At 47.8% G+C, this 24,052-nt stretch carries 27 protein-coding genes and 1 riboswitch; of the genes, 8 read left to right on the forward strand and 19 right to left on the reverse strand.

The window, feature by feature from the left end; all coding sequences use genetic code 11:
• Window positions 1-18: 18 nt before the first annotated feature.
• The 16 genes from AC4PM4_RS23005 to serS form a co-directional block, all read right to left on the reverse strand.
• The gene (locus AC4PM4_RS23005; protein WP_491614650.1) at window positions 19-786 is read right to left on the reverse strand and encodes a LamB/YcsF family protein; all 768 of its coding nucleotides are present in this window, start codon (window positions 784-786) and stop codon (window positions 19-21) included.
• Window positions 783-1,811 (reverse strand): 5-oxoprolinase subunit C family protein, encoded by a 1,029-nt coding sequence (locus tag AC4PM4_RS23010; RefSeq protein ID WP_400348469.1) that lies wholly within the window; start codon window positions 1,809-1,811, stop codon window positions 783-785. The genes AC4PM4_RS23005 and AC4PM4_RS23010 overlap by 4 nt, the downstream gene beginning before the upstream one ends.
• Window positions 1,808-2,518 carry a 5-oxoprolinase subunit PxpB gene (pxpB, locus tag AC4PM4_RS23015; RefSeq protein WP_274569342.1) on the reverse strand — a complete coding sequence of 237 codons (711 nt, stop codon included), beginning with the start codon at window positions 2,516-2,518 and terminating at the stop codon, window positions 1,808-1,810. The genes AC4PM4_RS23010 and pxpB overlap by 4 nt, the downstream gene beginning before the upstream one ends.
• Window positions 2,519-2,557: 39 nt before the next feature.
• Window positions 2,558-3,388, reverse strand: a complete 831-nt coding sequence (locus AC4PM4_RS23020) for a DUF2785 domain-containing protein (protein ID WP_274569341.1) — start codon at window positions 3,386-3,388, stop codon at window positions 2,558-2,560.
• A gap of 3 nt (window positions 3,389-3,391) precedes the next feature.
• Window positions 3,392-3,982 carry a histidine phosphatase family protein gene (locus tag AC4PM4_RS23025; RefSeq protein ID WP_064642660.1) on the reverse strand — a complete coding sequence of 197 codons (591 nt, stop codon included), beginning with the start codon at window positions 3,980-3,982 and terminating at the stop codon, window positions 3,392-3,394.
• On the reverse strand, window positions 3,979-4,575 hold the full coding sequence (locus AC4PM4_RS23030) for a DUF1572 family protein (RefSeq protein ID WP_491614651.1): 597 nt from the start codon (window positions 4,573-4,575) through the stop codon (window positions 3,979-3,981). Before AC4PM4_RS23030 ends, AC4PM4_RS23025 begins: the two co-directional genes overlap by 4 nt.
• Window positions 4,576-4,602: 27 nt before the next feature.
• Window positions 4,603-4,932 carry a DUF952 domain-containing protein gene (locus AC4PM4_RS23035; RefSeq protein WP_063566229.1) on the reverse strand — a complete coding sequence of 110 codons (330 nt, stop codon included), beginning with the start codon at window positions 4,930-4,932 and terminating at the stop codon, window positions 4,603-4,605.
• Between the two features lie 51 nt (window positions 4,933-4,983).
• Window positions 4,984-5,541: a GNAT family N-acetyltransferase gene (locus tag AC4PM4_RS23040; protein ID WP_090954074.1), complete on the reverse strand. Its 558-nt coding sequence runs from the start codon at window positions 5,539-5,541 to the stop codon at window positions 4,984-4,986.
• An 18-nt stretch (window positions 5,542-5,559) separates the two neighbouring features.
• Window positions 5,560-5,961, reverse strand: a complete 402-nt coding sequence (locus AC4PM4_RS23045; protein WP_491614652.1) for a ribosomal maturation YjgA family protein — start codon at window positions 5,959-5,961, stop codon at window positions 5,560-5,562.
• Between the two features lie 3 nt (window positions 5,962-5,964).
• The gene (locus AC4PM4_RS23050) at window positions 5,965-6,516 is read right to left on the reverse strand and encodes a GrpB family protein (protein ID WP_491614653.1); all 552 of its coding nucleotides are present in this window, start codon (window positions 6,514-6,516) and stop codon (window positions 5,965-5,967) included.
• Between the two features lie 306 nt (window positions 6,517-6,822).
• Window positions 6,823-7,920 (reverse strand): Ig-like domain-containing protein, encoded by a 1,098-nt coding sequence (locus tag AC4PM4_RS23055; RefSeq protein ID WP_269053790.1) that lies wholly within the window; start codon window positions 7,918-7,920, stop codon window positions 6,823-6,825.
• A 459-nt stretch (window positions 7,921-8,379) separates the two neighbouring features.
• Window positions 8,380-9,486, reverse strand: a complete 1,107-nt coding sequence (murG, locus tag AC4PM4_RS23060; protein ID WP_491614654.1) for an undecaprenyldiphospho-muramoylpentapeptide beta-N-acetylglucosaminyltransferase — start codon at window positions 9,484-9,486, stop codon at window positions 8,380-8,382.
• Entirely contained in the window at window positions 9,435-10,460 is a 1,026-nt protein-coding gene (locus AC4PM4_RS23065) for a polysaccharide biosynthesis protein (protein ID WP_491614655.1), read from the reverse strand. Before AC4PM4_RS23065 ends, murG begins: the two co-directional genes overlap by 52 nt.
• Window positions 10,461-10,629: 169 nt before the next feature.
• On the reverse strand, window positions 10,630-12,015 hold the full coding sequence (locus AC4PM4_RS23070; RefSeq protein ID WP_491614656.1) for a sensor histidine kinase: 1,386 nt from the start codon (window positions 12,013-12,015) through the stop codon (window positions 10,630-10,632).
• Window positions 12,008-12,655: a response regulator transcription factor gene (locus AC4PM4_RS23075; RefSeq protein ID WP_491614657.1), complete on the reverse strand. Its 648-nt coding sequence runs from the start codon at window positions 12,653-12,655 to the stop codon at window positions 12,008-12,010. The genes AC4PM4_RS23070 and AC4PM4_RS23075 overlap by 8 nt, the downstream gene beginning before the upstream one ends.
• A gap of 219 nt (window positions 12,656-12,874) precedes the next feature.
• On the reverse strand, window positions 12,875-14,173 hold the full coding sequence (gene serS / locus AC4PM4_RS23080) for a serine--tRNA ligase (protein WP_491614658.1): 1,299 nt from the start codon (window positions 14,171-14,173) through the stop codon (window positions 12,875-12,877).
• A 379-nt stretch (window positions 14,174-14,552) separates the two neighbouring features.
• On the opposite strand from serS, the gene AC4PM4_RS23085 reads away from it, so the two are divergent.
• Complete coding sequence (locus AC4PM4_RS23085; protein ID WP_491614659.1) at window positions 14,553-15,788, forward strand: MFS transporter; 1,236 nt, start codon at window positions 14,553-14,555, stop codon at window positions 15,786-15,788.
• 182 nt (window positions 15,789-15,970) lie between these two features.
• On the opposite strand, the gene AC4PM4_RS23090 is transcribed toward AC4PM4_RS23085, so the two are convergent.
• Complete coding sequence (locus AC4PM4_RS23090; RefSeq protein ID WP_063566240.1) at window positions 15,971-16,459, reverse strand: DUF2798 domain-containing protein; 489 nt, start codon at window positions 16,457-16,459, stop codon at window positions 15,971-15,973.
• Window positions 16,460-16,646: 187 nt separating this feature from the next.
• On the opposite strand from AC4PM4_RS23090, the gene AC4PM4_RS23095 reads away from it, so the two are divergent.
• From AC4PM4_RS23095 to AC4PM4_RS23125, 7 genes are all read left to right on the forward strand, one after another.
• Window positions 16,647-17,033 carry a VOC family protein gene (locus AC4PM4_RS23095; protein WP_064642680.1) on the forward strand — a complete coding sequence of 129 codons (387 nt, stop codon included), beginning with the start codon at window positions 16,647-16,649 and terminating at the stop codon, window positions 17,031-17,033.
• Window positions 17,034-17,050: 17 nt separating this feature from the next.
• Entirely contained in the window at window positions 17,051-17,806 is a 756-nt protein-coding gene (locus AC4PM4_RS23100; protein WP_072734946.1) for an NAD-dependent epimerase/dehydratase family protein, read from the forward strand.
• Window positions 17,807-17,951: 145 nt separating this feature from the next.
• Window positions 17,952-18,064, forward strand: a riboswitch (TPP riboswitch).
• A 221-nt stretch (window positions 18,065-18,285) separates the two neighbouring features.
• The gene (locus AC4PM4_RS23105) at window positions 18,286-19,326 is read left to right on the forward strand and encodes an ABC transporter substrate-binding protein (RefSeq protein ID WP_491614660.1); all 1,041 of its coding nucleotides are present in this window, start codon (window positions 18,286-18,288) and stop codon (window positions 19,324-19,326) included.
• Window positions 19,327-19,549: 223 nt separating this feature from the next.
• Window positions 19,550-19,840, forward strand: coding sequence for a thiamine-binding protein (locus AC4PM4_RS23110; RefSeq protein WP_024632265.1), 291 nt, complete (start codon window positions 19,550-19,552; stop codon window positions 19,838-19,840).
• On the forward strand, window positions 19,840-20,598 hold the full coding sequence (locus AC4PM4_RS23115) for an ABC transporter permease (protein WP_491614661.1): 759 nt from the start codon (window positions 19,840-19,842) through the stop codon (window positions 20,596-20,598). The genes AC4PM4_RS23110 and AC4PM4_RS23115 overlap by 1 nt, the downstream gene beginning before the upstream one ends.
• A gap of 43 nt (window positions 20,599-20,641) precedes the next feature.
• Window positions 20,642-21,541: an ABC transporter ATP-binding protein gene (locus AC4PM4_RS23120; RefSeq protein WP_491614662.1), complete on the forward strand. Its 900-nt coding sequence runs from the start codon at window positions 20,642-20,644 to the stop codon at window positions 21,539-21,541.
• Window positions 21,542-21,636: 95 nt separating this feature from the next.
• The gene (locus tag AC4PM4_RS23125) at window positions 21,637-22,443 is read left to right on the forward strand and encodes a TatD family hydrolase (protein WP_090810161.1); all 807 of its coding nucleotides are present in this window, start codon (window positions 21,637-21,639) and stop codon (window positions 22,441-22,443) included.
• A gap of 108 nt (window positions 22,444-22,551) precedes the next feature.
• Here AC4PM4_RS23125 and nfsA read toward each other — a convergent pair whose 3' ends face one another.
• Together nfsA and AC4PM4_RS23135 are read right to left on the reverse strand one after the other, a co-directional pair.
• Complete coding sequence (nfsA, locus tag AC4PM4_RS23130; RefSeq protein ID WP_090810159.1) at window positions 22,552-23,295, reverse strand: oxygen-insensitive NADPH nitroreductase; 744 nt, start codon at window positions 23,293-23,295, stop codon at window positions 22,552-22,554.
• The gene (locus tag AC4PM4_RS23135) at window positions 23,279-23,887 is read right to left on the reverse strand and encodes a TetR family transcriptional regulator (protein WP_063566247.1); all 609 of its coding nucleotides are present in this window, start codon (window positions 23,885-23,887) and stop codon (window positions 23,279-23,281) included. The genes nfsA and AC4PM4_RS23135 overlap by 17 nt, the downstream gene beginning before the upstream one ends.
• Between the last annotated feature and the right edge of the window lie 165 nt (window positions 23,888-24,052).

Raw genomic sequence — 24,052 nt, forward strand, 5'->3', positions numbered from 1 at the left:
CCTCGGTTACCTTAGCAATCATCTAGTAACTCCAGGTGCAGAAAGGTTAATTCCATCAGATTCAAGCAACGTACGTATCTCTTGAGCAAATGCAAGGGCATGAGCTCCGTCGCCGTGGATGCAAATTGTCTCTGCCTTTATGGATACAGGTGTACCTTCCGTCGACACAACGATTCCCTCTTTCACCATGCGCAGCACTTGAACAAGAGCTTGTTCGGTCTGCTGAATGACAGCCCCGGGCTGACTGCGTGGGGTTAGAGTCCCATCCGGTCCGTAGGTTCGATCCGCAAAAACTTCACTGACACTGCGCAGTCCAATGCGATCCGCTGCCTGTATTAGCGCACTTCCGGCCAGGCCATAGAGGTACAGTTCCGGTTGCACCTTATAAAGCGCCTCGGCGATTCCCTCAGCGAGTTGATTATCTTCAGCAGCCATGTTATACAAGGCTCCATGAGGCTTCACATGATGCATACGCCCCCCGTATGAACGGACAAAAGCATCCAGCGCACCAATCTGATACACAACCATGTCATAGGCTTCCCGTGGTGTAATATCCATACGTCTTCTGCCAAAACCCTGCAAATCCGGCAGACCGGGATGGGCGCCGATGGCAACCTGATGCTCTAATGCTTGCTGTACGGTTTGCCGCATCGTTGCCGGGTCACCCGCATGAAATCCACAAGCGATGTTGGCTGAAGTGATTATCGGCAGAATCGACTCATCCGACGCCATCCGGTACACCCCGTAACTTTCGCCAAGGTCACAGTTGATATCCACCGTGTTCATTGATGGTCCCCCATTTCTGCCAATCTCCTGCGAATCAGCTGATCGGTTAGTCGCCACTCCAACTCCTGTTCCAGGAATAGCTGCTGTGCTTCTTCATATGTAATCCGTTCAAAAGTAACCCGATCCCCTGGCTTTGCCTGTGCCAGTATCGGCAAATCTACTCGTGCCACCTGTGCGATCACAGGATAGCCCCCGATAGTCTGATGATCGGCCATCAATATGATGGGCTGACCATCTGCTGGCACCTGAACTGTACCATAGGTGACGGCTTCGGACAGCCGATCCATCGGTTGAACGAGTTCTAGCTTTGCACCCTCCAATCGATAACCCATCCGATCCGATTGAGGAGAGATCACATATCGTTCTTTATGGAATCGTTCCAGACTATCTTCATTAAACTCTGCACTGTCTTTGCCCGGCATGACACGAATAACAGGTTCAGCATGGTAGGCGGGCCATTCCCTGCTGGACAAATACCAGGCAGGTGCATGCATCCGCCAGTTATTCTTTTCAGCTTCTACAATCAATCCATGCAACGCCGCTTGCGCTTCACGAGAAGCTTCCCCCACAGACAACCTGTCTCCCACCTTCAAGGCACGGCCTTTAAACCCACCAAAACCTGTCTTGAGATCCGTGCTTCTACTGCCCATGATCTCAGGTACCACGATTCCACCAGCAATCGCCATATAAGACCGCAAACCGGAACGGCATCGTCCAAATCTCAGCACACTTCCAGCAAGCAACACGACCGGACGCCATAGTGGAACAGACAGATCATCCACAGTTGCTGTCAGATCCGCACCACATAAAGAGATCAGCCGATTTTCATGGAAACGAAGCTCCGGTCCCGTAATCGTCATCTCCAGCACAGCAGCATCACGGGAATTCCCAACCAGTGCATTGGCTGCTCTGGCCGCAAAGGTATCCATAACCCCGCCCGGATGAATTCCATACCGGCGAAATCCCATTCTTCCTTCGTCCTGAACGGTGGATAACAAACCTGGGCGAATGACTTCAATACTCATCGCTCGCCCTCCTTTTGTTCCAGATACTCCTGAAGAGATATCGATGCAAAACGAACCCGATCCCCTGCTGCCAGCAGGCTTGGTAGATTTTCCATCGGACGAAATAGCGCCAGCGGTGTGCGGCCGATACATTGCCATCCGCCGGGAGTCGTCACCGGATAAACTCCCGTTTGTTTGCCACCAATGCCCACCGTTCCCGCCTCAACTCGAAGCCGAGGTGTAGGTCGTCTGGGCGTAGCGATCTTCTCCGATAACCCGCCCAGATAAGGAAAACCCGGTGCGAATCCGATCATGTGAACCAGGTAATCTCCGGATGTATGAATAGCTATGACCTCATCTGGCGTAAGCCCATGTTCAGTAGCGACATATTCCAGATCAGGACCCAATTCACCACCATAACATACGGGAATAATGATCGTTCTGGGTTCAGCCAGCGTTGCCACTTGCATCTTGTTCAACTCATGAAGCAGCCTTCCGCATACCTCGTGGTACGGGGAAATCAACGGATCATAGAATAGCGTTACCGATGCAAACGAAGGTAACCACTCCAAGATGCCCGGTAGTTGGCTCTTTTCCAGCAAAGTACATACCGACATCACCCTCCGGTGCACCGCTTCGGATATCGCGTCCCCACAACGGATCATAACCCCTGTTTCGCCCAAAGTAGACAGCACATCCTCAGTCCATGAATACGACAGTTCAGTCATGCTATCACCCTCCTTGTCCACAAGTTTATATTCCCATGATCATTTTTTCTCCAAAGCCTGCAAAATAAGTGAACGAACAGCGGGAAAGGGCTCTGCTTCTTCTGTCCGTATGGCAAGATAGAGCGTCTGCAGAAAAACGCGCACATTCAAGCTCATCTGGCTGATCTCCAGAAGCGATTTCCCCTCCTTCTTATCGTTTGGATTCAGTGAATCGATCCAAGACGAAATATCGTTTTGCTCCAGCAGATTGCGACCAAGGATGGTGACCACTGCATGAGCAATCCGTTGATCCTCATCATGGATATAGACTACACTTGATTCGGTAATTTTCACAGTGAGCGCATGCAAAAGCTCCCGCAAGGCGGCCCGCTCCATATAAGGAGACTGTGCAAGATCTTCAACCGCATCTGCCGCGTGTGCCGGTGCGTGCGCCCAGCCCTTATCATCGGTATAGCCACGAACATCTTTTTCACGCTCCAGATACGTGGTCAATCGATGATGAATAACCTCTATATCTTCCTTTTTCAGAAAAGGCCGCTGACGATCTACACTCAGAATGGGAGGCAGGAGCAGCACAGAGAAGGTTCGGGTAAACACACTGTCCGTGCCTTGTTCTCCAATACCATGAAACAGATGCTGATCATCCAGCGCCATCTGTAACAGCTGACTAAGCTGTTCTTCCGAAAATACACCCTGTCCAATCCAGGTGGCAAACGTATCATAGATCAGTTCATCCCGCAGAACCGGGTCTGGACTGCCTATATGCTGCATCATATGAAGAGCCAATTCGTAAGGATGTTCCACTTCATGGGCAGATAAGTTAGCCGACTGAATCTGCCGCAATTTCTGTTTTAATGCCAGAGCATCCATCGATCACAACTCCTTGGAGGAATTCAGATGCACGCTGCAATTGTATAGCTCGCATTGCCAAGAATTCGTTTCCCAAGAAATCCGGGTAATCGACGTGTTGGACAGCTTTGCGCTCACATCAAGTTCAGGCACCAGACCTCGCAGTGTATTACGGAGAATAGCGCCATGGCTGACAACGATCACTCTTCCATTGGGATGCTGTCGTACAATATCTTCTATCGCGGCACTGCCCCGAATCGTACCTGCATCCGCAAGTTCCCGGCCTAAATCCAGAGTGTTCCAATCCGCTCCCCATTGGGCAACTCGTTCAGCTTCGGTCGTACCCTCCACCTGCCCACCGCCCATTTCACGCAACCTCGGGTCCAAATGAATCTCCTGTATTCCTAAACGGTCGCCAATGATGCGAGCCGTCTCACTTGCACGCTCCAGGTCACTCGCATAGATGGCATCCCACGTTTCCTCACTCAGTCTCGCAGCAAGCAATAGCGCCTGTTCTCTTCCTTCCTGATCCAGTGGATTATCCGTTTGTCCCTGTGAACGTTTTTCCTTATTCCATGCCGTGCTTCCATGGCGAATCAATGCGATCTGTGTCATTGCTGTTCCTCACCTTTACCTTTTTCTATGCGCAATTCATCATCTGTAAAATGTTTTCGTGCCTTCGGCTTGGCAAATTTGCCACCATTATATTGGCTAGAACCGTTTCTCGGAATGGAAAGACTGTTCCATGCGGTTTCTTTGAGCATTTTGGCTGCATAAATAATCTGTCCCACATGATAGGGATAGTGCGCCAATTGCCGGATAATTGCTTCCATGACGGTATGTCCTTCATTGCGGATATATATAATATGAGACAGTTGCTCCGGTGTAAAAGAACGAATGGCTCCAAGCAGACAGTTCCAGCCTTCCTCCCATTTGGCGAGCAGCTCTTCCCGAGACGAAATATCATTCACAAATTCCGCATCACGTTCACGCCATGGCTTTTCTCCATCGGTTGTCAGTACATCCGTCCAACGGGACAGCATATTGCCCCATAGATGCTTCACAATAACTGCAATACTGTTGGCATCTTCATTCCAGGATTGAAATAGTTGCTCAGATTCCAGTTGCTCCATGGCCTTTTCACCAAGCTGTTTGTAATACAAAAATTGCTTCTCGGCTGTATCCAGAAATACCTGATTCATATCCACACGTTCACAACCCTTCGCAAAATGTCTTTATTCAGGAAAAGAAAACGTCCCGTCCTCATTCGGTTCAAAGGAAATGACTTTCCGTACAGCATCCAAATTAAGTTCACCATAAATATGTGGAAATAGTTCATTCAACTCATACAGGTCCTCATACACCAGTTCCGGCTTCAAGGCCCTCTCATCAATACCAATCAATAACAAATCCGTACGTCCTTGATAAAATTGAGCCGCTACCCATGGAATCTGTTCTTTAGTGGAACAATGAATGAAACCGTCCGTCTCCAGGCTATCCGGTGCATACACGCTCTGCTTGGATACCTGCTCCCATACCGCTTGGGAAATAATACTGTAGATCATTGTTCCGCCTCCTTCAATTTCTTCTATGTATCCTGTACGTCATTGGAAGTATTATAGATCATCCCGGATACGGGAGTACAATTTTTGATCTGTAAACACACCTTTGATCTTCAACTGTTTACGCAGCAAACCTTCATACGACATGCCCAGCTTCTCCATCACTCGTGCAGAGCCGATGTTGCCTGCATTGCATGTCCCCTCCAGCCGATTGCAGTCCAATTCCTGAAAACAATATTCAACAATCGGCTGCATCGCTTCTGCTGCGAGGCCTTTGCCCCAACAACTGCTGGCAATCGCGTACCCCAGTTCAGCACTTTGCATGGATTCATTCAGATGAAAAATGCCACCTCGCCCGATCAGCTTCCCCGTTTCCTTCAGAATAAAGGCCCATATATAGACCGTTTTCTTCTCATAATTATCTAACACTCTTTGAATATATTGAACGGAGTCATCCAACGTCTCATGGCAGTTCCACAAACTTTGCTGACTCACTTTCGGATCGGAGGCAAACATAAAATAATCATCGAGGTCGTTGAGCGTAAGACGTCTCAGTACCAACCGATCTGTCTCAAATTCGGGTGATTCCGTAAAAAGCTTCTCTACATTCACTTAAGTCCCTCCCCATTATCAAGCCTTCTTATTTCTCAGGAAATAACGATCCATCCCATACACACACAGAATGCCAACAGCATACCTCAGCAGATCCATCACCAGAAATCCACGTCCCAAAATAAGCGCACCCAGCACCGTGGAACGCACTTCGTTCAACCAAGATATCTGAATCATTTGCGAACATTCAACGGCCCAGCTAAAAATCAGGCTCACGATCAGCGCCAACTCCCTGCTGCGATTAATCCAAATCATGCGTACCCCAAAATAGATCATTGCTGCCCACAAGGCATCACCGAAATGCTCATGCACAAAATCCGGTAAAAGTTCACCATAGTGTCTGGATGCCAACCCTGCCGCCATGGTTATGATCACGGCGATGAAATAAATCAGCCTCTCTTTGAAAAATGCCTTCATCATCGATCAAATGCCTTCATCAAGCACTTGTAAAATAAAATCCGTTTTGGCAGCGGTATACGCTTCTCTGTCATCCTTATTCTCATCAGCAAGTTTAGCTTTCAAAGCTGCGTAAGCCTCTACCAGATCCGGGCGCTGTCTCAGCACATCCCGGAACTGGATTTGACGATCCCAACGTTCCTGGCCTGGGCGCATCAGATGAAGATGTACAGCCCTCTTGCCATCCTTCACTCTGACCCAGAAACGTCTATATTCCCGACCATCCAGTTCAGGTGGAACGTAGTTCCAGCCTACCGGATTCAGCTGATCGGCAATCATGTCCATGTCCTCCCATGACTGCACCTCTCCCATCAAATCAATAATGGGCTTGGCGGGCAATCCTGGAATCGACGTGCTTCCGATATGTTCAAATCGATGAATATTGAGTTGCTGTAATAGTTCTCTGAGCTGGCGAATCTCTTCCTGAGCCTGTAGGCTCCACATAGGATTGGCCTCAACAATCTCTACCGATTCTGTCGCCCATGCAGGCCAATTTTCCGGTTGCAGTTGATCTGTCATTCGGATGCTTCCTCCTTTGCAGGATTGAATTTCAATCGGTATTGTTCCAGGTACTTGAGATGGGCTCGTTTCTTCGTGTCCTCCACTGTGGTAATCATCCCAAGTGTCAGTATCGAAAGTAGGGTCAGAAGAAGATACTTCATGTAAGCCAATCCACTGAGATTGGTATCTGAGCTTATAATTGAAGAATTCAGTTTTCATCACATCCAATTTTTTATACTTAAAAGGGGCGTATGTCTACGCCCCATCTGTTTCTGTTCACGATGATGAATTTATTTCATTTGATATACTTCATTCGTTGAAACTTTATTTTACCGTCACCGGTATAGTAACTTTTTTATTGCCCCACTTGGCAGTGATGGATGTTTTGCCTTTACCCACGGCCACAATCTTGCCGCCCGTTACTGTGGCTACACTTGGTTTGGTGCTGCTCCATACGGCACTGCTCGTTACAATCGTGGTTTTGCCTGTATCATACTGCGCCATCACACTCAGTGTTGTACTTGCCTGTGGCGATAAAATGAGTGTTTTCTGGCCTGTGATCAGTTTTTTGAGCAAAGGAACAACGGTAACCTCTGCCTTTATTGTCTGATTTTGATAAGTTCCTGTCAAGGTGGCTTGTCCTTCCGTCAGTGTTTTGACTGTACCATTCTTGACGATGGCTACATTATTGTTGGAAGAGGTCCACGTTACCTGTTTCGAAAGATTAATTGTTTTCCCATTGGCATATGTACCGATTACCTTCAACGCTTTCGATTTCTTAATATTCAGCTGCATGACAGCAGGAGTTACTTCGACTTTGGTAATCTCGTCCGTGATCGCTACGGGAACTTTAACCGTCTCTGAGCCATATTTGCCTTGTAACAGAACTCTGCCAGGCGTGATTCCTTTGATTTTACCACTCTCCAGCACAGCGGAAGCACTCGATACCGTCCATACAATCTCAGATGTGACGTCTTCTTCCTTACCGTTTGCACGCACAATGCTTACTTTGGGCAGCGTACTTTCACTACCTTTGACAAAATTATAGGAACTTGGCGAAGCTTTGATGCTTTTAATTTTATCCTGAACCTTAACAAGCAATTGCGCTTTGGCGCCATCTACCTGTGCGTATATCGTCGCTTCTCCCGCTGCCACAGCCTTCACTTTGCCTTTAATAATGGTGGCAACAGCTTCGTTACTCGTGGACCATGTGACGCCTCCAGTAACATCCTGCTTATTATCAAACCCTTCAATAACCGCCATTACCTGAAGCGTAGTTGTCTGGGATACACTCATCTGTTGCGGACTACTGTTGGTAATCTCGATAGATGTCACGTCACCTGTGGCTGCTAGGGCAAACGAAGGAGCCAGTAATACCAATACTAAAATAAAGGCCAAACTGCCTCGTATTGCTAATTTCATTCCATTCATTGCAATCTTCATCTCCTGTAATCCAATATTTTACTTCTATTATATTATATCGGAAACTCATTACATAAAAGTGAATATCCCAAATAAGTAGAGGCATTCTGCATGTCATTAGGAAGTGACTGAAGAATGCCTCTTTATTCAGAAGAAGAACGGGATTGTAACAGGCTACAATCCTATATAAATTAAACTATTCATTTACACAGAAACGGAGAGGACAGAAAAAACCTGGAAAAGCGAAGCGTTCGCCTTTGTCACCGGATTTTCCCCTTGAGAAAAGGAAATTTTAAAAATCTGGGGATAACAGCGATTGGAAGGTTATTCTGTCATCGGAGTGTTCAGTGTAAAATCTTTAGTTCTACTTATATAGTTTAATACAATAAACGTTTTGAGATAATCAGGATAGATACGATGAGCAAAAAGAACATGACCAGCAGCAGTTCGGGAAATCTTTTACTCATGTTCAGCTCTTTCTACCGAAGAAACCGTTGTATGAATAAGCTGCAGAACCTTGTCAACGGCGTTGTCCGTTCCACTCGCCCTCATATGACCCACCATATGATCTCTCTCCTTATATACAAGGTCAATATCTCGCAGGAATGTCTGAGAAGACAGCTCTTCTTCCTGGAGAACTCTTGCATAACCTCGCTCCTGAAAATACTTCGCGTTCAGCGTCTGTCCAATAAGAGATCCGCCGTTGGCATGGGGAATCAGGAGCATTGGCTTGCGCAGCAACAGCCACTCATGTATCGCATTAGAGCCAGCACGTGACACAACTATATCCGCCATAGCCATTAGATCCGCAAGTTCTTCATGCACGTATTCAAATGCCTTGTAGCCTGCAAAATGTGGGAAGGATGAGTTCAATTTACCTGTACCACATATATGAATGATTTGATACCGCTTGAGCAGCTCTGGCAGTGTTTCAAGTACCATTTGATTAAGCTTTTCCGAACCCTGACTGCCACCCATAATTAACAGAATAGGTCTGTCGGAGACAAATCGGCAAAAATGAATCCCCCGTGCTCGGCTGCCAAGCTTCAACTCCTCCCTGATTACAGGTCCCACGTACATCGTCTTGTCTGACGCCTTAGAGGAAGCGAATGTCGCTGTATCCATAAACGTAGTACACATCATTTGAGCGTATCGCCGTGACAGCCTGTTGGCCAGTCCCGGATGAAGATCCGGCTCCAGAATCAGCACCGGAACCCGATTCCACCCAGCACCCACTACAGCAGGAACAGCCACGAATCCCCCTAACGAAAAGCATACATGTGGTTTAATTCGTAAAATGAGCAGATAAGCCTGCAGCACTCCAAGTATAATTTTGAACACATCGGAAATATTCGCCCACGCCCAATATCTTCTCAGCTTGCCTGTTGCAACCGCATGATAATGAACAGCCGGGATTTTGCCGATTAATTGGCGCTCGATGCCATGCTTGGAACCGATATAATGAATTTCCCATTGCTCCTGAAGCAATCTGGAGATCAGAATGAGGTTAGCTGTTACATGACCGGCGGAGCCGCCTCCTGTAAATATGATCCTCCGCTTGAACACAGAAATCCCCCTCTCCACAGCATGTCGCGAACCTCTGCCTTGGTCATGATGACATCTTCCGAATGGTATCCTCTGCCAGGAAGAACAGATGTCTCACAACCCTCTTTATCCGTTAATTTGGTTGAAGATGAGGCTGTGACAACAAAGTAGGACTTCTCCTCTTCCACTTCCTTAACGTTTTCCCAATCTGAAATCAGCGTTTCATAAAGCCGTTCTCCCGGACGGGCACCGATGAAATGTATCGGAACATGCTTTTGCCCAGCATCCTCTGCCAAAACCTGTGCGATATCCGTTATTTTGCAGGATGGCATTCGGGGTACAATAATCTCGCCGCCCTCGCATTGCTCCATGGCTGACAGGAGAATTTCCACGGCGTCTCCAAGGGGAAGAAAAAAACGTGTCATTCTGGAATCGGTAACGCTGAGTGGCTGCTTCAACTCAAGCTGGCGTTTGAATAACGGTACTACGCTGCCTGTGGATCCAAGAACATTCCCGCTTCGTACACAAACAAAGCTTGTAGCGGAACGACTGTCAGCTAATAAGATCAATTTTTCCCCGATGGCTTTGGTCATCCCGTACATGCTGGAAGGATTCGCTGCTTTGTCCGTAGAGACATATACCACCTTCCGCACACCATTCTCGATTGCAGCATCAATGACGTTCTGCGTTCCGGTTATATTGGTTTTGACCGCACAATCCGGTTGGTCCTCACAGACCGGAACATGTTTAAGCGCCGCAAGATGAAAGACATAATCTACATCCTTACAGGCACCTGCCAGCTCCCATCGGTCTCTGATATCCCCCAGTACAAACTTCACTCTCGGGTCAGAGATGGTTTGTCTCATCTGAGCCTGAAGCGATTCATTTCGTGAGAAAATACGAACCTCTTTCGGCTCCTGAACGAGCAATTGTTTGACCAACTCTTCTCCCCATGAGCCTGTGCCTCCCGTTATTAAAAAGGTTTTATTGAACATCGGATATCCCTCCATGAATTAAGTTCTGATTTGGTGATAGGCCTATCCTAAGGCAATTGTGTTACATCAGTATGACAGGGGAACAATTGGCTTTCCCCAACATGAAAAGGCTCTAATTCAGGTTGCTTCTCACACAAAAAAAACCACCATTTGCATGGCGGCTCCTTCATTAACGTTGTATTAAAGGTAAAGAAAAATAAAACATAACTTCTCCATCGGCTACGCTAAGGCCATAGTCGGCATGGTGATTCTCCAGAATCGTCCGGGCAATAGACAAGCCCAGACCCGTCCCGCTAAACTTTTTGCTGCGCGAACTATCCATTACATAGAAAGGCTCCCAAACCTGATCCCACTGTTCATGCTCTTCCTTATCCGTTTCATTGGCGATACTGAAATGTGCCGCTTCCCCTTTAAGTTCAAGGGTAATGGTTATTCGGTCACCGCTTGTATATTTCACCGCGTTGGTCATCCAATTGTGCAGAACAGACTCCAGCTTCCGTCGATCAGCCAGCACCCATGTCTCGGCAGTCCATCGATCCTCCACCTCCACATGCAAGCCATGCTGCTGAAATACGGTTTCATAGGTATGAAGGGTCTCCTTGAGCAGTTGGCGAAGATCAACAGGTTCAAAATCATATACTTCGGCCTGCAGACGGGATAGCTCCAACAGACGGTCAATTAAACCAGCCAGCTCTTCGCTCTGTTGCTGAATTACTCCAGCATAGGTTCCGTCATCTAAGCCATCCTGAATACCAGAGGCATAAACTCGAATCAGGGAAAGCGGTGTTTTCAATTCATGCGAGATATCCGAGATGAACGTTCGCAGATTGGCGTTTTTTATTTCCAAAGAATGTTGCGCCTGCTGCAATTTGTCGCTCATCACATTGATGCTGCGTCCTAAAGACTCAATCTCATCACCTGTCTTTATATCAACTTTCGTAAACGATAAATTGGAAATGGCCTCAGCTGTTTCGCTTAGCTTCGCGAGCGGTTTAACAATCCGGGCAGTATACAGCACGGAAAGCAGGATAAGCAACAGCAGCATACCGAGCCATATGTACGCATTGAACTGATTAATGATTCGAATCGTCTCCGATGAATGGGAGATGGATTCGCCGACAGCAAACACGGAATCCCCCACCTTCACAAAGTTCACGAGAAAGCTTGATTTCAGCTTGGTCTGATCATAGAATTTATTAACCCGGGCACCCTCACGCAGCGCAGAGATACTCTCTTCTGTCAGCCAAAATTTACTAAGGGCAATTCCCTTGCGGTTATATTGAAATAACAATTGATCGTTAATATCATTCACACTATCCTTCAACGATGCATAAGCGATAGCGACCTCGTATTGCGTTTCAAGACTCTCAATCCGTGATAGCTGATTGCCATGTTCTGAAGCAGAGATTTCAGTCGTTAACTCGGCCAACTTCTGCTTTTTCTGATACAAAAAATAGCTAGGCAGGAAAAACGTATTGACGATAAAGGATAGGAAGAAGACAACACACAATGCACTGATTATGCGCACGAGCAGTTTACGGGTCAGTTTACTCATATTGATCCTCTAGGCAATAGCCCATTCCCCGGTACGTTTTGATTGAATCTTCTCCAATTTTCTCACGCAGTCTGCGGATATGAGTGTCTACCGTACGCTCCTCGCCGAAGTAATCGAAACCCCACACCTGATCCAGCAATATTTTACGGGTTACGATCTGCCCCTTATTCATTCCCAGAACCTTCATTAATTCGAATTCCTTATGGGTAGCCCCTACATCCACTCCACGACGGTAAACCTTCTGGCCTTCCAGATCGACAGTCAGTTCTCCCACAATGATTTTGGAGGAAAGTTGCAGCAGCTTCTTTACACGCAATAGCAGGATACGCGAATCAAACGGCTTGCGCAGATAATCATCCGCCCCGGCCTTCAAGGCAAGAAATTCATCATCCGATTCCCCTTTGGCTGTCAGCAGCAGTACCTTCGCACGACTCGTACGCTTGATTTCCCGGCACACCTCAACACCGCTGCGTCCTGGCATCATCCAATCCAAAACCGCCAAATCGATTTGATTATTATAAAAGAGATTCAGGGCTGCTTCCCCATCCTCGGCTAAAAACACCTGAAAGCCCTCTTTAACGAAATAGGCTTTTAATATTTGCAGCATCAACGGCTCATCATCCGCGAGTAGCAGGTTCATATCTGCCCCTCCTTTCCAAACTGCATTCTACTATACAATCTGTACGTTACAGCTGTGTGACATACCCATCTGGTTTGGCCATTTCCCGCATTCCTGTACTGCGGTTAACGTACCATAAAAGCGCTGAACACTCTCCACTGGTCCCAACATCACAGGTAAAACAAAAAGGAACCCTCACAAGGGTTCCCTTTTTACTTCTCCACACAGCTTGTAATCCTTTTAAACCTCTTCATCCTGGTGCGGCATAATCAAATATTCGGCACCGCCCATATAAGGCTGAAGTGCGGCTGGAATACGAATGCTCCCATCCGCCTGCTGATGATTCTCCAGCAATGGAATCAGAATGCGTGGTGAAGCCACAGCCGTATTGTTCAACGTATGGCAGTAGGCAAGCTTACCTTGGGCATCGCGACAACGAATATTCGAACGCCGAGCCTGGAAATCATGCAGATTCGACGACGAATGTGTCTCCCCGTACGCATTGCGGCTTGGCATCCAGGTTTCAATATCGTACTGTTTGTACGTTTTCTGCGACATATCCCCTGTACACACAGCCACCACTCGATAAGGCAGTTCCAGCAATTGCAGTAATTCCTCGGCGTGTCCCGTAATTTCCTGCAGCATTCGCTCCGATTCTTCCGCATCCGGTGCACAGATAATGACTTGTTCCACTTTGGCAAATTGATGCACCCGGTACAATCCGCGTACATCCCGCCCGCCTGAGCCAACCTCACTGCGGAAACATGTCGATGTGGCTGCCAGCTTGATTGGCTCCTGCACATCCACAATCTCATCCGCATAATACGAAACCAGCGGCACTTCCGATGTTCCCACCAGCCACTTGTTCTCGCCTACTAATTCATAGACCTGATCCCGTCCTGTGGGGAAGAACCCCGTGTTCAAAAGCGTATTCTCCCTCACCATCAATGGAACTTCCATTGGCGTAAATCCATGTTTCAACAGCAGATCAAGCGCAAGTTGCTGTACAGCCCGGTGCAGGAGAAGCCCTGCTCCTTTGAGCACATAGCTTCGTGTTCCGCCGATTTTCACCCCACGTGGGATGTCGATTAGATCATGCCGTTCACCGAGTTCCACGTGATCCTTGGCCTCATAATCGAATACCGGCAGCTCACCCACACGTCGCAGCTCCACATTATCCTCATCCGATGCACCCACTGGCGTGTCTGGCGATACAACATTGGGTACCAACCATTGCAGCCTTGTCACTTCCTCTTGCACAACGGCAAGCTTGGCTTCAACTTGCTCTAACTGACCATTCAGCTGTTTCACCTGTTCCCTTAAACCCTCGGCCTGTTCACGCTCACCAGCTTGCATCAGTCTGCCAATATCTGCAGATAACGAATTACGTACTCTACGTCCTTCTTCCGTTTCCAGTAAAAGTGCTCTGCGCTCCTCGTCCCGTTCCAACAATTCGCGAATATTGATATTCATTCTCTTGCCAACTGCCGCAGCTTGCACCTCTTCTGCATGCTCCCGAATCCACTTCATTTCCAACATGGTCACCGTCTCCTTTGGCTGTAAAAATACAAAGAGCGCCCTCATCCCTTGGGACGAGGAGCGCTCTGCTCGCGGTGCCACCCAACTTGCCAAACCAGAATATTCTGGTTCAGCCTCTTGGTCCGCGATAACGGGCGGTTCCGGTTAACTTGGGGAATAACGCTCCCCTGGCGAAAACGCCTCCGAGTTGGATGCTCTTCAACGGCATGGTCCGATCTGTAATTGTTGTTTTTCAGTATATACGAACTTTAGCCTCCATTGCAAGTTATCCGTGCACACCCTTACATGTCCTGTTATGATAGAGATTGTTTGTTTTTAGGAAATACTCCTGAATGGCAGACTTACTACATAACATAATATCTAGAAGGAGTTTTTCTTCATGAAAAAATTGCTTTGGATTGGATGCTTGTCCTATTTCCTCATCGGACTTGCCCACGTCGTTCTCGGCTCCATCCTGCCCGTTGCCCTTGAACATTATGGCAAGGATTATAGTCAGGGAGGCACACTGATATTTGCCCAATTTGCCGGGTTCCTGGGTGGTGTACTGTTATCTCCGTGGTTGAATAAACGCTTTGGTAAGCGAGGTGGCATATTAATTGCTACAGTTCTGCTCTGCATTGCAGAGTTATCCTATATGCTGCTGCCTCCTTGGGGCTGGATGTTCGTTATTGCACCTGCAGCTGGATTCGGATTCGGTATGATCGAGGCTGTCATCGGTACAATCATCATTGCTGCAATTAAAGATAATACGGCGGTTGCCATGAGCCGACTCGAAGTGTTATTTGGTATCGGCGCTATGGTCATGCCGCTCATTGCCAGCGGTCTGATTTCTGCCGGGTACTGGCGCATGTCGTTCCTCGTGGTTGCCGTCTGTGCAGCGATGACTTTTATCTTCTGGGCCAAAAGTTCATTCGGTGAGCTGGACAACGAACTGAGTCGACGTAACTCAGACCAGACTCCTGGACACACTCACGCTGCTGAATTGCCAAATGGAATGAATCCTGCAGACATTAAACCAACTCGTTCAACCTATCGCGGCCGTAATTTGGCTCTTCTGTCTTTATTTGTTCTATTTTTCTTTCTCTATGTCGGCACCGAAATGAGCCTTGCCAACTTCATGCCAGCCATTCTGATTGAGAAAATGAACATGAAGGAAGCAGGTGCTGCGCTTAGTGTTACCTGCTTCTGGATCGCCATGTCTGTTGGACGACTGTTTGCCGGATATATTGCGGAAAAATTCCAATATCGCGTCTACGTTCTGTACAGTTGCCTTGCAGCAGTTGTACTGCTGATGATCTTTCCTTTTACCTACCAGATCTGGTCGGCATTTCTGATCATCCTGTTGCTCGGGCTTGCACTATCGGGCGTGTTCTCCATTGCCCTCGTCTTCGCCAGCAAAATGCTGCCTGGAACAGAAGAATCAACGCCCAGCATCCTGATAGCATCAGGTGGTGTTGGTGGTGCCATTCTGCCTTTGGTTACAGGCTGGAGTTTGGACCATCTGGAAGTTAACCAGTCGGCGTGGATGCTTGCCATTTTTGCAGTTGGTCTGCTGATTATCAGCGTGATCGCGTATCAATGGCAGCGCAGGCATACTGTGAGTTCAGCATCGTAATATCTACCAAACAGAAGATAAATTAAATTCAATGAATCATAGCTGGTAAAAAGATAGGCTTCGTAGCGTGAATGCTACGAGGTCTTTTTTGATTTGAAAATAACAATTACTTCTTTATCTTAGTTCAGTGGACGATTGCCCAGGAAATACTTTCAGATGCTCTAAATCGGAACTAACGTTATTTAGGTTGTAGGGACTACACTCCCTTTATCCTTAATGAATTTACCGAATACATATCGAACGAGTGGTCCCAGAATAATAATTTGGTAAGGAAGCGCCAGGCTGAAATTACGAGCAATCGTATGAAGATACGTACTTAGTACGGATGCTCCATTTAACTGATTCGCAAGATAAGCGGAAATCATTCCGTACAAGGACATGATCAGAACCATTCCAATGACCATGAAAAATGACATAGCCAGCACGCCCAGGATTTTGTTGGACTTGTCAAAAGGTAAGGAAAATGCAATTTTTCGCGCTACAGGTCCGACAATAAAGGACTCCACCAGAAATGCAATGACAAAGCACAATATGAACTGAAGCAATATTTCAAGCGCGGACATCTTGCTCAATAACCCATTGTGCCATAAATTGAAGGCCATCATGACGATGACCATTCCTGTGCACATCATCATTCCAAAAATAATCTGTTCTTTCTTCGTTGTTGGCAATTCTCTCATCCTCTCTGTTTACCTTCGTAATTATAGAGATGACGAACCCCTCCTCATAAGTGAACATTCTGTGAACAATTATAATTTTTCCAACTTAAAATCTTATTTGACAACCTCGTGGTACAGCCCTATGATATCCCTTAAAATGGTAGAAAAGATTCACTGCATATAAAGGAGGATTTGGATTATGAGTTTTCAAAAGCGCATTGACCACGTCGGCATTGCCGTTCGTGATCTAGAGACCACGCTGCGTTTCTATACGGAGATTGTTGGTCTTGAATTGAAAGATCGGGTAACCCACACCAACGGTGTCATTCAGCTCGCCTTTCTCGGCTTCAACGGAAGCGATGAGACTGAGATTGAGTTGATTCAGGGATACAGCGACAAGCTGCCTTCCGAAGGTACGGTGCATCATTTTGCTATCCATGTCGATGACCTTGAGTCTGAGTACAACCGCATTAAGGCAACTGAGGCCGAGTTTATTGATGGAGAGATGATTACACTGCCTAACGGTTACCGTTATTTCTTCATCTATGGACCCGAGAAGGAATGGATTGAGTTCTTCCAGCGCTAAGAATTGGAGCTGATTTAATGAACATTTTAATTACCGGCGCAGCCGGAAAAATTGGACGTGACTTGTCCCAACACTTGTCAGAAGCATTTCACCTGCGACTAACGGATTTGAATATCGACAGACTGCATACGTATCAAGGGACAAGCCATGAGATCATGACACTTGATGTGACAGATCCCGAAGCCTGTCAGCACGCTTGCGAAGGCATGGATGTGGTTGTACATCTGGCGGGAGATCCTTCCCCGCATGCCGGATTCTATGAATCGTTGTTGGACATCAATATCAAAGGTACATTTAATGTATTCCGTGCAGCTAAGGACCAAGGTGTGCGGAGAGTCATTCTGGCAAGCAGTGCACAGACGATCGAGGGGTATCCCATTGATGCTCAAGTCTATCCGGACATGCCGACACGCCCACGGAATTTGTACGGAGTTAGCAAATGTTTTGGTGAATCGCTCGCTTCCTATTTTGCATATACCGAAGGTTTACAAAGTGTAGCAATACGTATAGGTGCATATGATGATTTCCAACCGGATGGACCCGCGCTGGAGGCAAGGGATATGAGCGCGTATATTAGTCCGGCTGACTTGTGTGATTTGATGTTCAAAGCAATTACAACTACAGATCTGGAGCCCTTCACCATACTGCATGGGATCTCGAATAATCGGTTTAAACGATTGAATCTGGAAACCACTCAGAAACAGGTAGGCTATGACCCGAAATCCGATGCTTTTGCACTCAGTCAGATTTCCTTATATGATTCGCCACGATAATTGTTGAAAATCACACATCTAGAGAGGTCGTTATACGCATGTATAATGGCCTCTTTGATTCATTCATACGTGCCCCTATCCAGTTCCTGACTGGACATGCGTGGGCCTCTGGCCTATAATTACACCTAGTAATGCCCGTAACTTCATAGTTTCCCAGGGGAGTCGGAATAGGCCGGCTGAGAGTGTATCCCACCAAGATACTGACCCTTAGACCTGATCTGGATCATGCCAGCGTAGGAATCGGAGTATATCGAATTGGCCCAGCCTCTTTGCTGAGTGCCACATCTCTAACGCCTGCACGCGTCCCGGATTAACGGGGCGCTTTTTTAATGTTCTTTTATATAGCCAGAGAGCTAAAAAAAGTGACGTCATCCGGATCATAGCTGGTATAAATCTGTCGATTTATGCAAGAAGCTTGGATATGAAGCCAAGGAGTACCCCGCGCCACTGGCCGGACAACATGAAGGAGAGAAATGAAGATGAGATGGCGTAAAATGATGGGCCTAATGCTCTTGTGCGTACTACTCGTGGCTATGGCCGCATGTGGCGGCAAAGAAGCTGCACCTTCAGGAGAAAATGGCAACAGCAACACCGAAAACAGCAATGAAGGTGACAACGCAGCCCTCAAGGACATTAAAGTGGTGCTGGATTGGACACCAAATACGAATCATACCGGACTGTATGCGGCCGTAGATCAAGGTTTTTACAAAGCTGAAGGCTTAAATGTCGAGATTGTACAACCAGGTGCCGGAGGCGCGGATACAATGGTGGCTTCGAACGAAGTGCCTTTTGGCGTAAGTTATCAGGAGAGTGTGACCCAGGCCCGCACACAGGGCGTACCGCTCGTGTCCATTGCTGCAGTCATTCAGCATAACACGTCCGGATTTGCCGCTCCGGTGGACCGGAACATCAAATCCCCCAAAGATTTTGAAGGTAAAACCTATGGTGGCTGGGGCTCTCCGGTGGAAGAAGCTGTGATGCAGTCCATTATGGAAGGCGAAGGCGCCGATGTATCCAAAGTAAAAAATATTAGCATGGGCGATGCAGACTTCTTCACCGCTGTGAAACGCGATATCGACTTTGCCTGGATCTTCTACGCGTGGACGGGCATTGAAGCCGAACTGCGCGGGGAACCGATCGACATGTTATATGTGAAAGATTATTCCGATTCACTGGACTACTACACACCTGTACTCGTTACCAATGAAAAGACGATTCAGAACGATCCCGAGCTGGTTAAAGCGTTCTTGAAAGCGACTTCCGAAGGATATCAATACGCGATTGAACATCCCGAAGACGCTGCCAACATTCTGATCAAGGCCGTACCGGATCTGGATAAGGATCTTGTACTCGCAAGCCAGAAGTGGCTGAGTCCAAAATATCAGGATGACGCACCACGCTGGGGTGAGCAAAAGCAGGAAGTATGGCAGAACTACACGGATTGGATGTTTAGCAAAAAACTGCTCGATGAGCAGGTAGATGTATCCAAAGCATATACAAACGAGTTCTTACCCCAATAAAATTATCCATATAAAACGAACTTAGTATTTACACGATGACGAAGAGGACAGAAATAACGTGAAAAAGCGAAGCGTTCGCCTTTATCACCGGATTTTCCCTTTGGAGAAGGGAATCAAAAAAATCTGGGGATAACAGCGATTGGAAGGTTATTCTGTCATCGAAGTGGCAAGTGTAACAGTCATTAGTTCATTTTATATATTTCGAAAGGAAAAGTGATCTCTCATGGCAAGCACACTACTTAGCATTCAAGTCATTCCCAAAACGCCAAATGGCGAAAATTCCTATCCTTACGTTGATCGTGCCATTGAAGTTATTCAGCAGTCCGGCTTGAAATATCAGGTTAATCCACTCGATACCACGATGGAGGGAGAACTAGAGGAACTGCTGGAGGTTGTCCGCAAAATGCACGAAGTTCTCGTGGAAGCTGGCAGCCCAAGCATCATCTCACAGATCAAAATCGCCCATAGCCCAAGTGGCTTCAGCATGGACACCCTGACGGAGAAATATCGCTAATGCATGCCTATTGGAAAAGCGTATGGCCGCCCTTTGTGGCGGTTATTCTCTTTATAGCGATATGGCAGGGAGCCGTCTCCCTGTTCCATATTGAGAAATGGATGCTGCCTGCGCCTTCGGACATCGCCCATGAAGCAGCCTCCCAGGCCGAGCGACTTGGCATGCATGCATCGGCAACAATCCAGCTGACATTAATAGGATTTGCAGCAGGTACGCTCGTGGGATTACTGATTGCGATGGTGCTGCATCTGATTCCATTTTTCAAATCTGCACTCTATCCATTACTTATTCTTAGTCAAAATATACCGACCATTGCGCTTGCTCCGCTCTTGCTGATCTGGTTCGGATTTGGGCTGCTGCCCAAACTGATTACCATCATCCTGGTCTGCTTCTTCCCGGTGGCTGTAGCTGCCATGGACGGGTTGACCCGCACCGATGCGGCGATGATGAACTATATGCGCATGGCTGGTGCAAAACGCGGCCAAATTTTCTGGAAGCTCGAACTTCCACATGCATTGCCCTCGGTGTTCTCGGGGATTAAAATTGCCGCTACGTACAGCGTCATGGGTGCGATTATCGCCGAATGGATCGGTGCAGATAAGGGCATCGGCTATTATATGATGCTGCAAAAATCAGCCTATCGGACGGATCGTCTTTTCGTGGCAATCATGATTATTGTGGCATTGAGTCTGCTACTATTCCTGCTCATTGCGCTATTGGAGAAGCTGCTCGTACGCTGGCGTCCACAAAAGCGATAACTTTGAAATATGCACCATATAAAGGTTAGGAAGTGATGACAAGATGACACCCGAACACAACGAGCGGGTAGCTACTGCGCCGGATGAAGGTGCAACCACTCCAACGAGTAGCGGGATTCCTGAATATGGAACCGTGGCCTTACCTGCACATCATTCATCACCAGCGTTGGAAGTATTAGACGTGAATGCTTCGTTCCGGGAGCGACGCAGCACATTGCCCGTTCTGGATGGCCTGTCCCTGACCGTGGAACAAGGAGAATTCGTAGCCATCGTCGGCCCTTCCGGCTGTGGCAAAAGCACCCTGTTTCACATCATCGGCGGTCTGCTGAAACCTCAGGAGGGCCAAATCCTGATGAATGGTCAGGATGTCACCGGACAACGCGGCAAGATTAGCTATATGCCGCAGCAGCCTGCCCTCTTCCCATGGCGTACCATTGAGGACAATGTGCTGCTTGCAGGTGAAGTGTCTTCGGATGCACCACCCCGAGCAGAGGCGCTTGCAGATGCCCGGAAGTGGCTGAGCAGTGTCGGACTGGCTGGGTTCGAACAAGCCTATCCGCATATGTTATCGGGCGGCATGCAGCAGCGGGTTGCCTTTCTGCGCGCCCTGCTCAGTCCGCAGGAGCTGATGCTGCTAGACGAGCCTTTTAGTGCGCTGGATGCACTGACCCGTAGCGACATGCAGCGCTGGCTGCTCGATATCTGGGAACAGAACCGCCGCTCGGTGCTGTTCATTACGCATAATATCGAGGAAGCATTATTGCTTGCGGACCGTATCTATGTTTTATCAAATCGGCCTGCGGCTGTACTTCACGAGGTCGATGTTCCCTTTGATCGTCCACGTCGCGAAGCGATCACGGAGGAATCTGCTTTTCTTGAACGGAAACGGCAGATTTCCCAGTGGATGAGAGAAGAACAGCAGAAAACCCGCCTATCTAAATAGTGCGGGTTTTTGAGTTATTTTTTCCCTAAAATGGGTGATCCAAGACAAACTACCCTGCGTATCATTGGTAAAAGACAAAAAGGAGGGGTCAATCCATGCAATCAACCGCTTTTGCACCCTTGATCGATGCCCATCTTCACCTGGACAAATATACACCTGAAGAACAACGTGAGATGCTGCATTCCTTCCCATCCCAGCAGGTTGAGGCTGTCATCGCCGTTTCCATGAATCTGGCTTCTGCCCAGAGTAACCTAGAAGTAGCTTCCCAATACCCTCGTACCGTATATCCGGCCTTTGGGTTCCATCCCGAGCAGCCCCTGCCGTCCCTGGCAGAGCAGGATCTATTTATCAAATGGATCGAAAAGCATATGGGACAAGCCACAGCGATTGGGGAAGTTGGATTGCCTTATTACAACCGACAGGAAGCCGAACAGGCAGGACAGTACTTTGATCAGAGCGGCTATATCGATCTGTTGGAGCGATTTATCCAGCTAGCGAAACGGCACGGTAAACCGATTGTGCTGCACGCTGTATACGAGGATGCCGATATCGCCTGTGACCTGCTGGAGCAATATCAACATCGCCGGGCACATTTTCACTGGTTCAAAGGTTCCAAGGGGACCGTCCAGCGAATGGCTGACAACGGATACTTCGTCTCATTTACACCTGATATCATATACGAAGAGGAAATTCGCGAATTAGCTCGCCAGTATCCTTCCGAGCAGGTTATGGCAGAGACTGATGGACCTTGGCCTTTCGAGGGACCTTTCCAGGGAAGAATGACGCACCCTGCCATGACCAGACAGGTCATTCAAGCGTGGAGTGAAGTGACCGGTATGGGAACGGAGCGGGCTGCGCGTCTCTTTTATCAGAATACGAAACGCTTCTACGGTCTTCCTTAGGTCCGAATTGGCATCCATTCTTGTGCTGGTTCCTCAACTAAATAGATATAGTATGCAAAAAAAGAAGTCAGTCGGCATCTGCCGAACTGACTTCTTTTGAATTTACACTTAACGTTTCAAGAATCCTTTGCCTTCGAGGAATGGCTTCATCTGTAGACGTACCGGTTCTGTGAGGCGTTTCGCCATCATTTCGGACCACGATGTAGAACGTTCCCCTTGAGTGCGCTCCTTCATGTATGCAGCAGTCGTTTCGTCATAGCTCTCGACGCCTTTGAGAGTCTGCTCGGCGTTATAGCGGCCATGGTGCAGGACAGCATCCAGTGGTAGACGCGGACGAATACCCGTATCCTGATCAGCAACACCAATGCACATTCCATATACTGGATAGACGCCGTCGGGCAAACCCAATACTTCGCTCACTTCCTCAATACGGTTGCGCAGCCCGCCAATATATACAATTCCGAAACCTAGTGACTCTGCTGCAAGCGCAGCATTTTGCGATGCGAGTGCAACATCAATGGTGGCCACCATAAAGTTTTCAGTGGAGTCCTCATAGGATTCCTTTTCAGGCAAATGACGCTTGGCAGCATCACTCAGGCGATAAAGGTCAGCACACCATACGAGAAACACAGGGCATTCATTGACGTAAGACTGATTGCCTGCCAATTCAGCCAATTTGGCCTTCTGCTCCTGTTCGGTAACAGCAATTATAGTATAGGCCTGCACACTACTTGAAGAGGAAGCCATCTGCCCGGCCGCCACGATTGCTGCCAGCTGCTCCTCACTTACCGGGTCTGGCTTGAATTTCCGCACAGAGCGGTGTTTCATCATCAATTCAATGGTTTCGTTCATTGCTATTCACTCCCAATCCTCGTAGTACGAATTCAATGGTTTGCTCAGCCAGTTCATCTGTGTTCATATCCTGATAGTCAAAGCTAAACCGCGAATTCTTAGCCCGTTTGTGCGCCAAAGCCACACCCATGACCTGAAGCATCGCATAAGATACGGACTCGATCTGAAACACGCCCTGCTCCTTGCCTTCTTGCAGCAGTTCTCTCACTCTGGTCCAGACGGGGTCCAAAAAACGAAACACGGTAGCTGTGCGATGGGTACGCAGTGTAATTTCAAGCTGCACAATATCGCTCATCTCCCGGTCCGTCATCGTGAATTTTACGACTTCACCTATGATTCGTCGGATACCCTCCACGGGGGAGGACATGGACTCTTCAGCCAACTCGTTCATCATATGATCAGGAAAAAAGTGCTCAAATAATGCTTCGAACACCTTTTCTTTTCCACCAAAATGATACGAGACCAGCGATACATTCGCACCCGCCTCATCACAGATTTGACGAACACTTGTCCCGTCATACCCCTGCTGTGCAAAAAGCTTCTTGGCTGCAAGCAAAATCCTCGTTTTTATATCCAATTCCGGTTCCGTCATTCCGTCCGCTCCTCTTGTCCGTTCTATTCATTTGCTTCAGCTCACCGGGCTGCAGCGAGACTACTCTATCGTTTCATTATGAAAGTTTGTGCATCAAAGCGCAAGGTGTGCCGCCTGTGGTTCTGCAAAGCTAGCCACCTCAACCTACTATTAAACCAAGCACCC

This window comes from Paenibacillus sp. MDV22-iso6 (genome assembly GCF_058408365.1).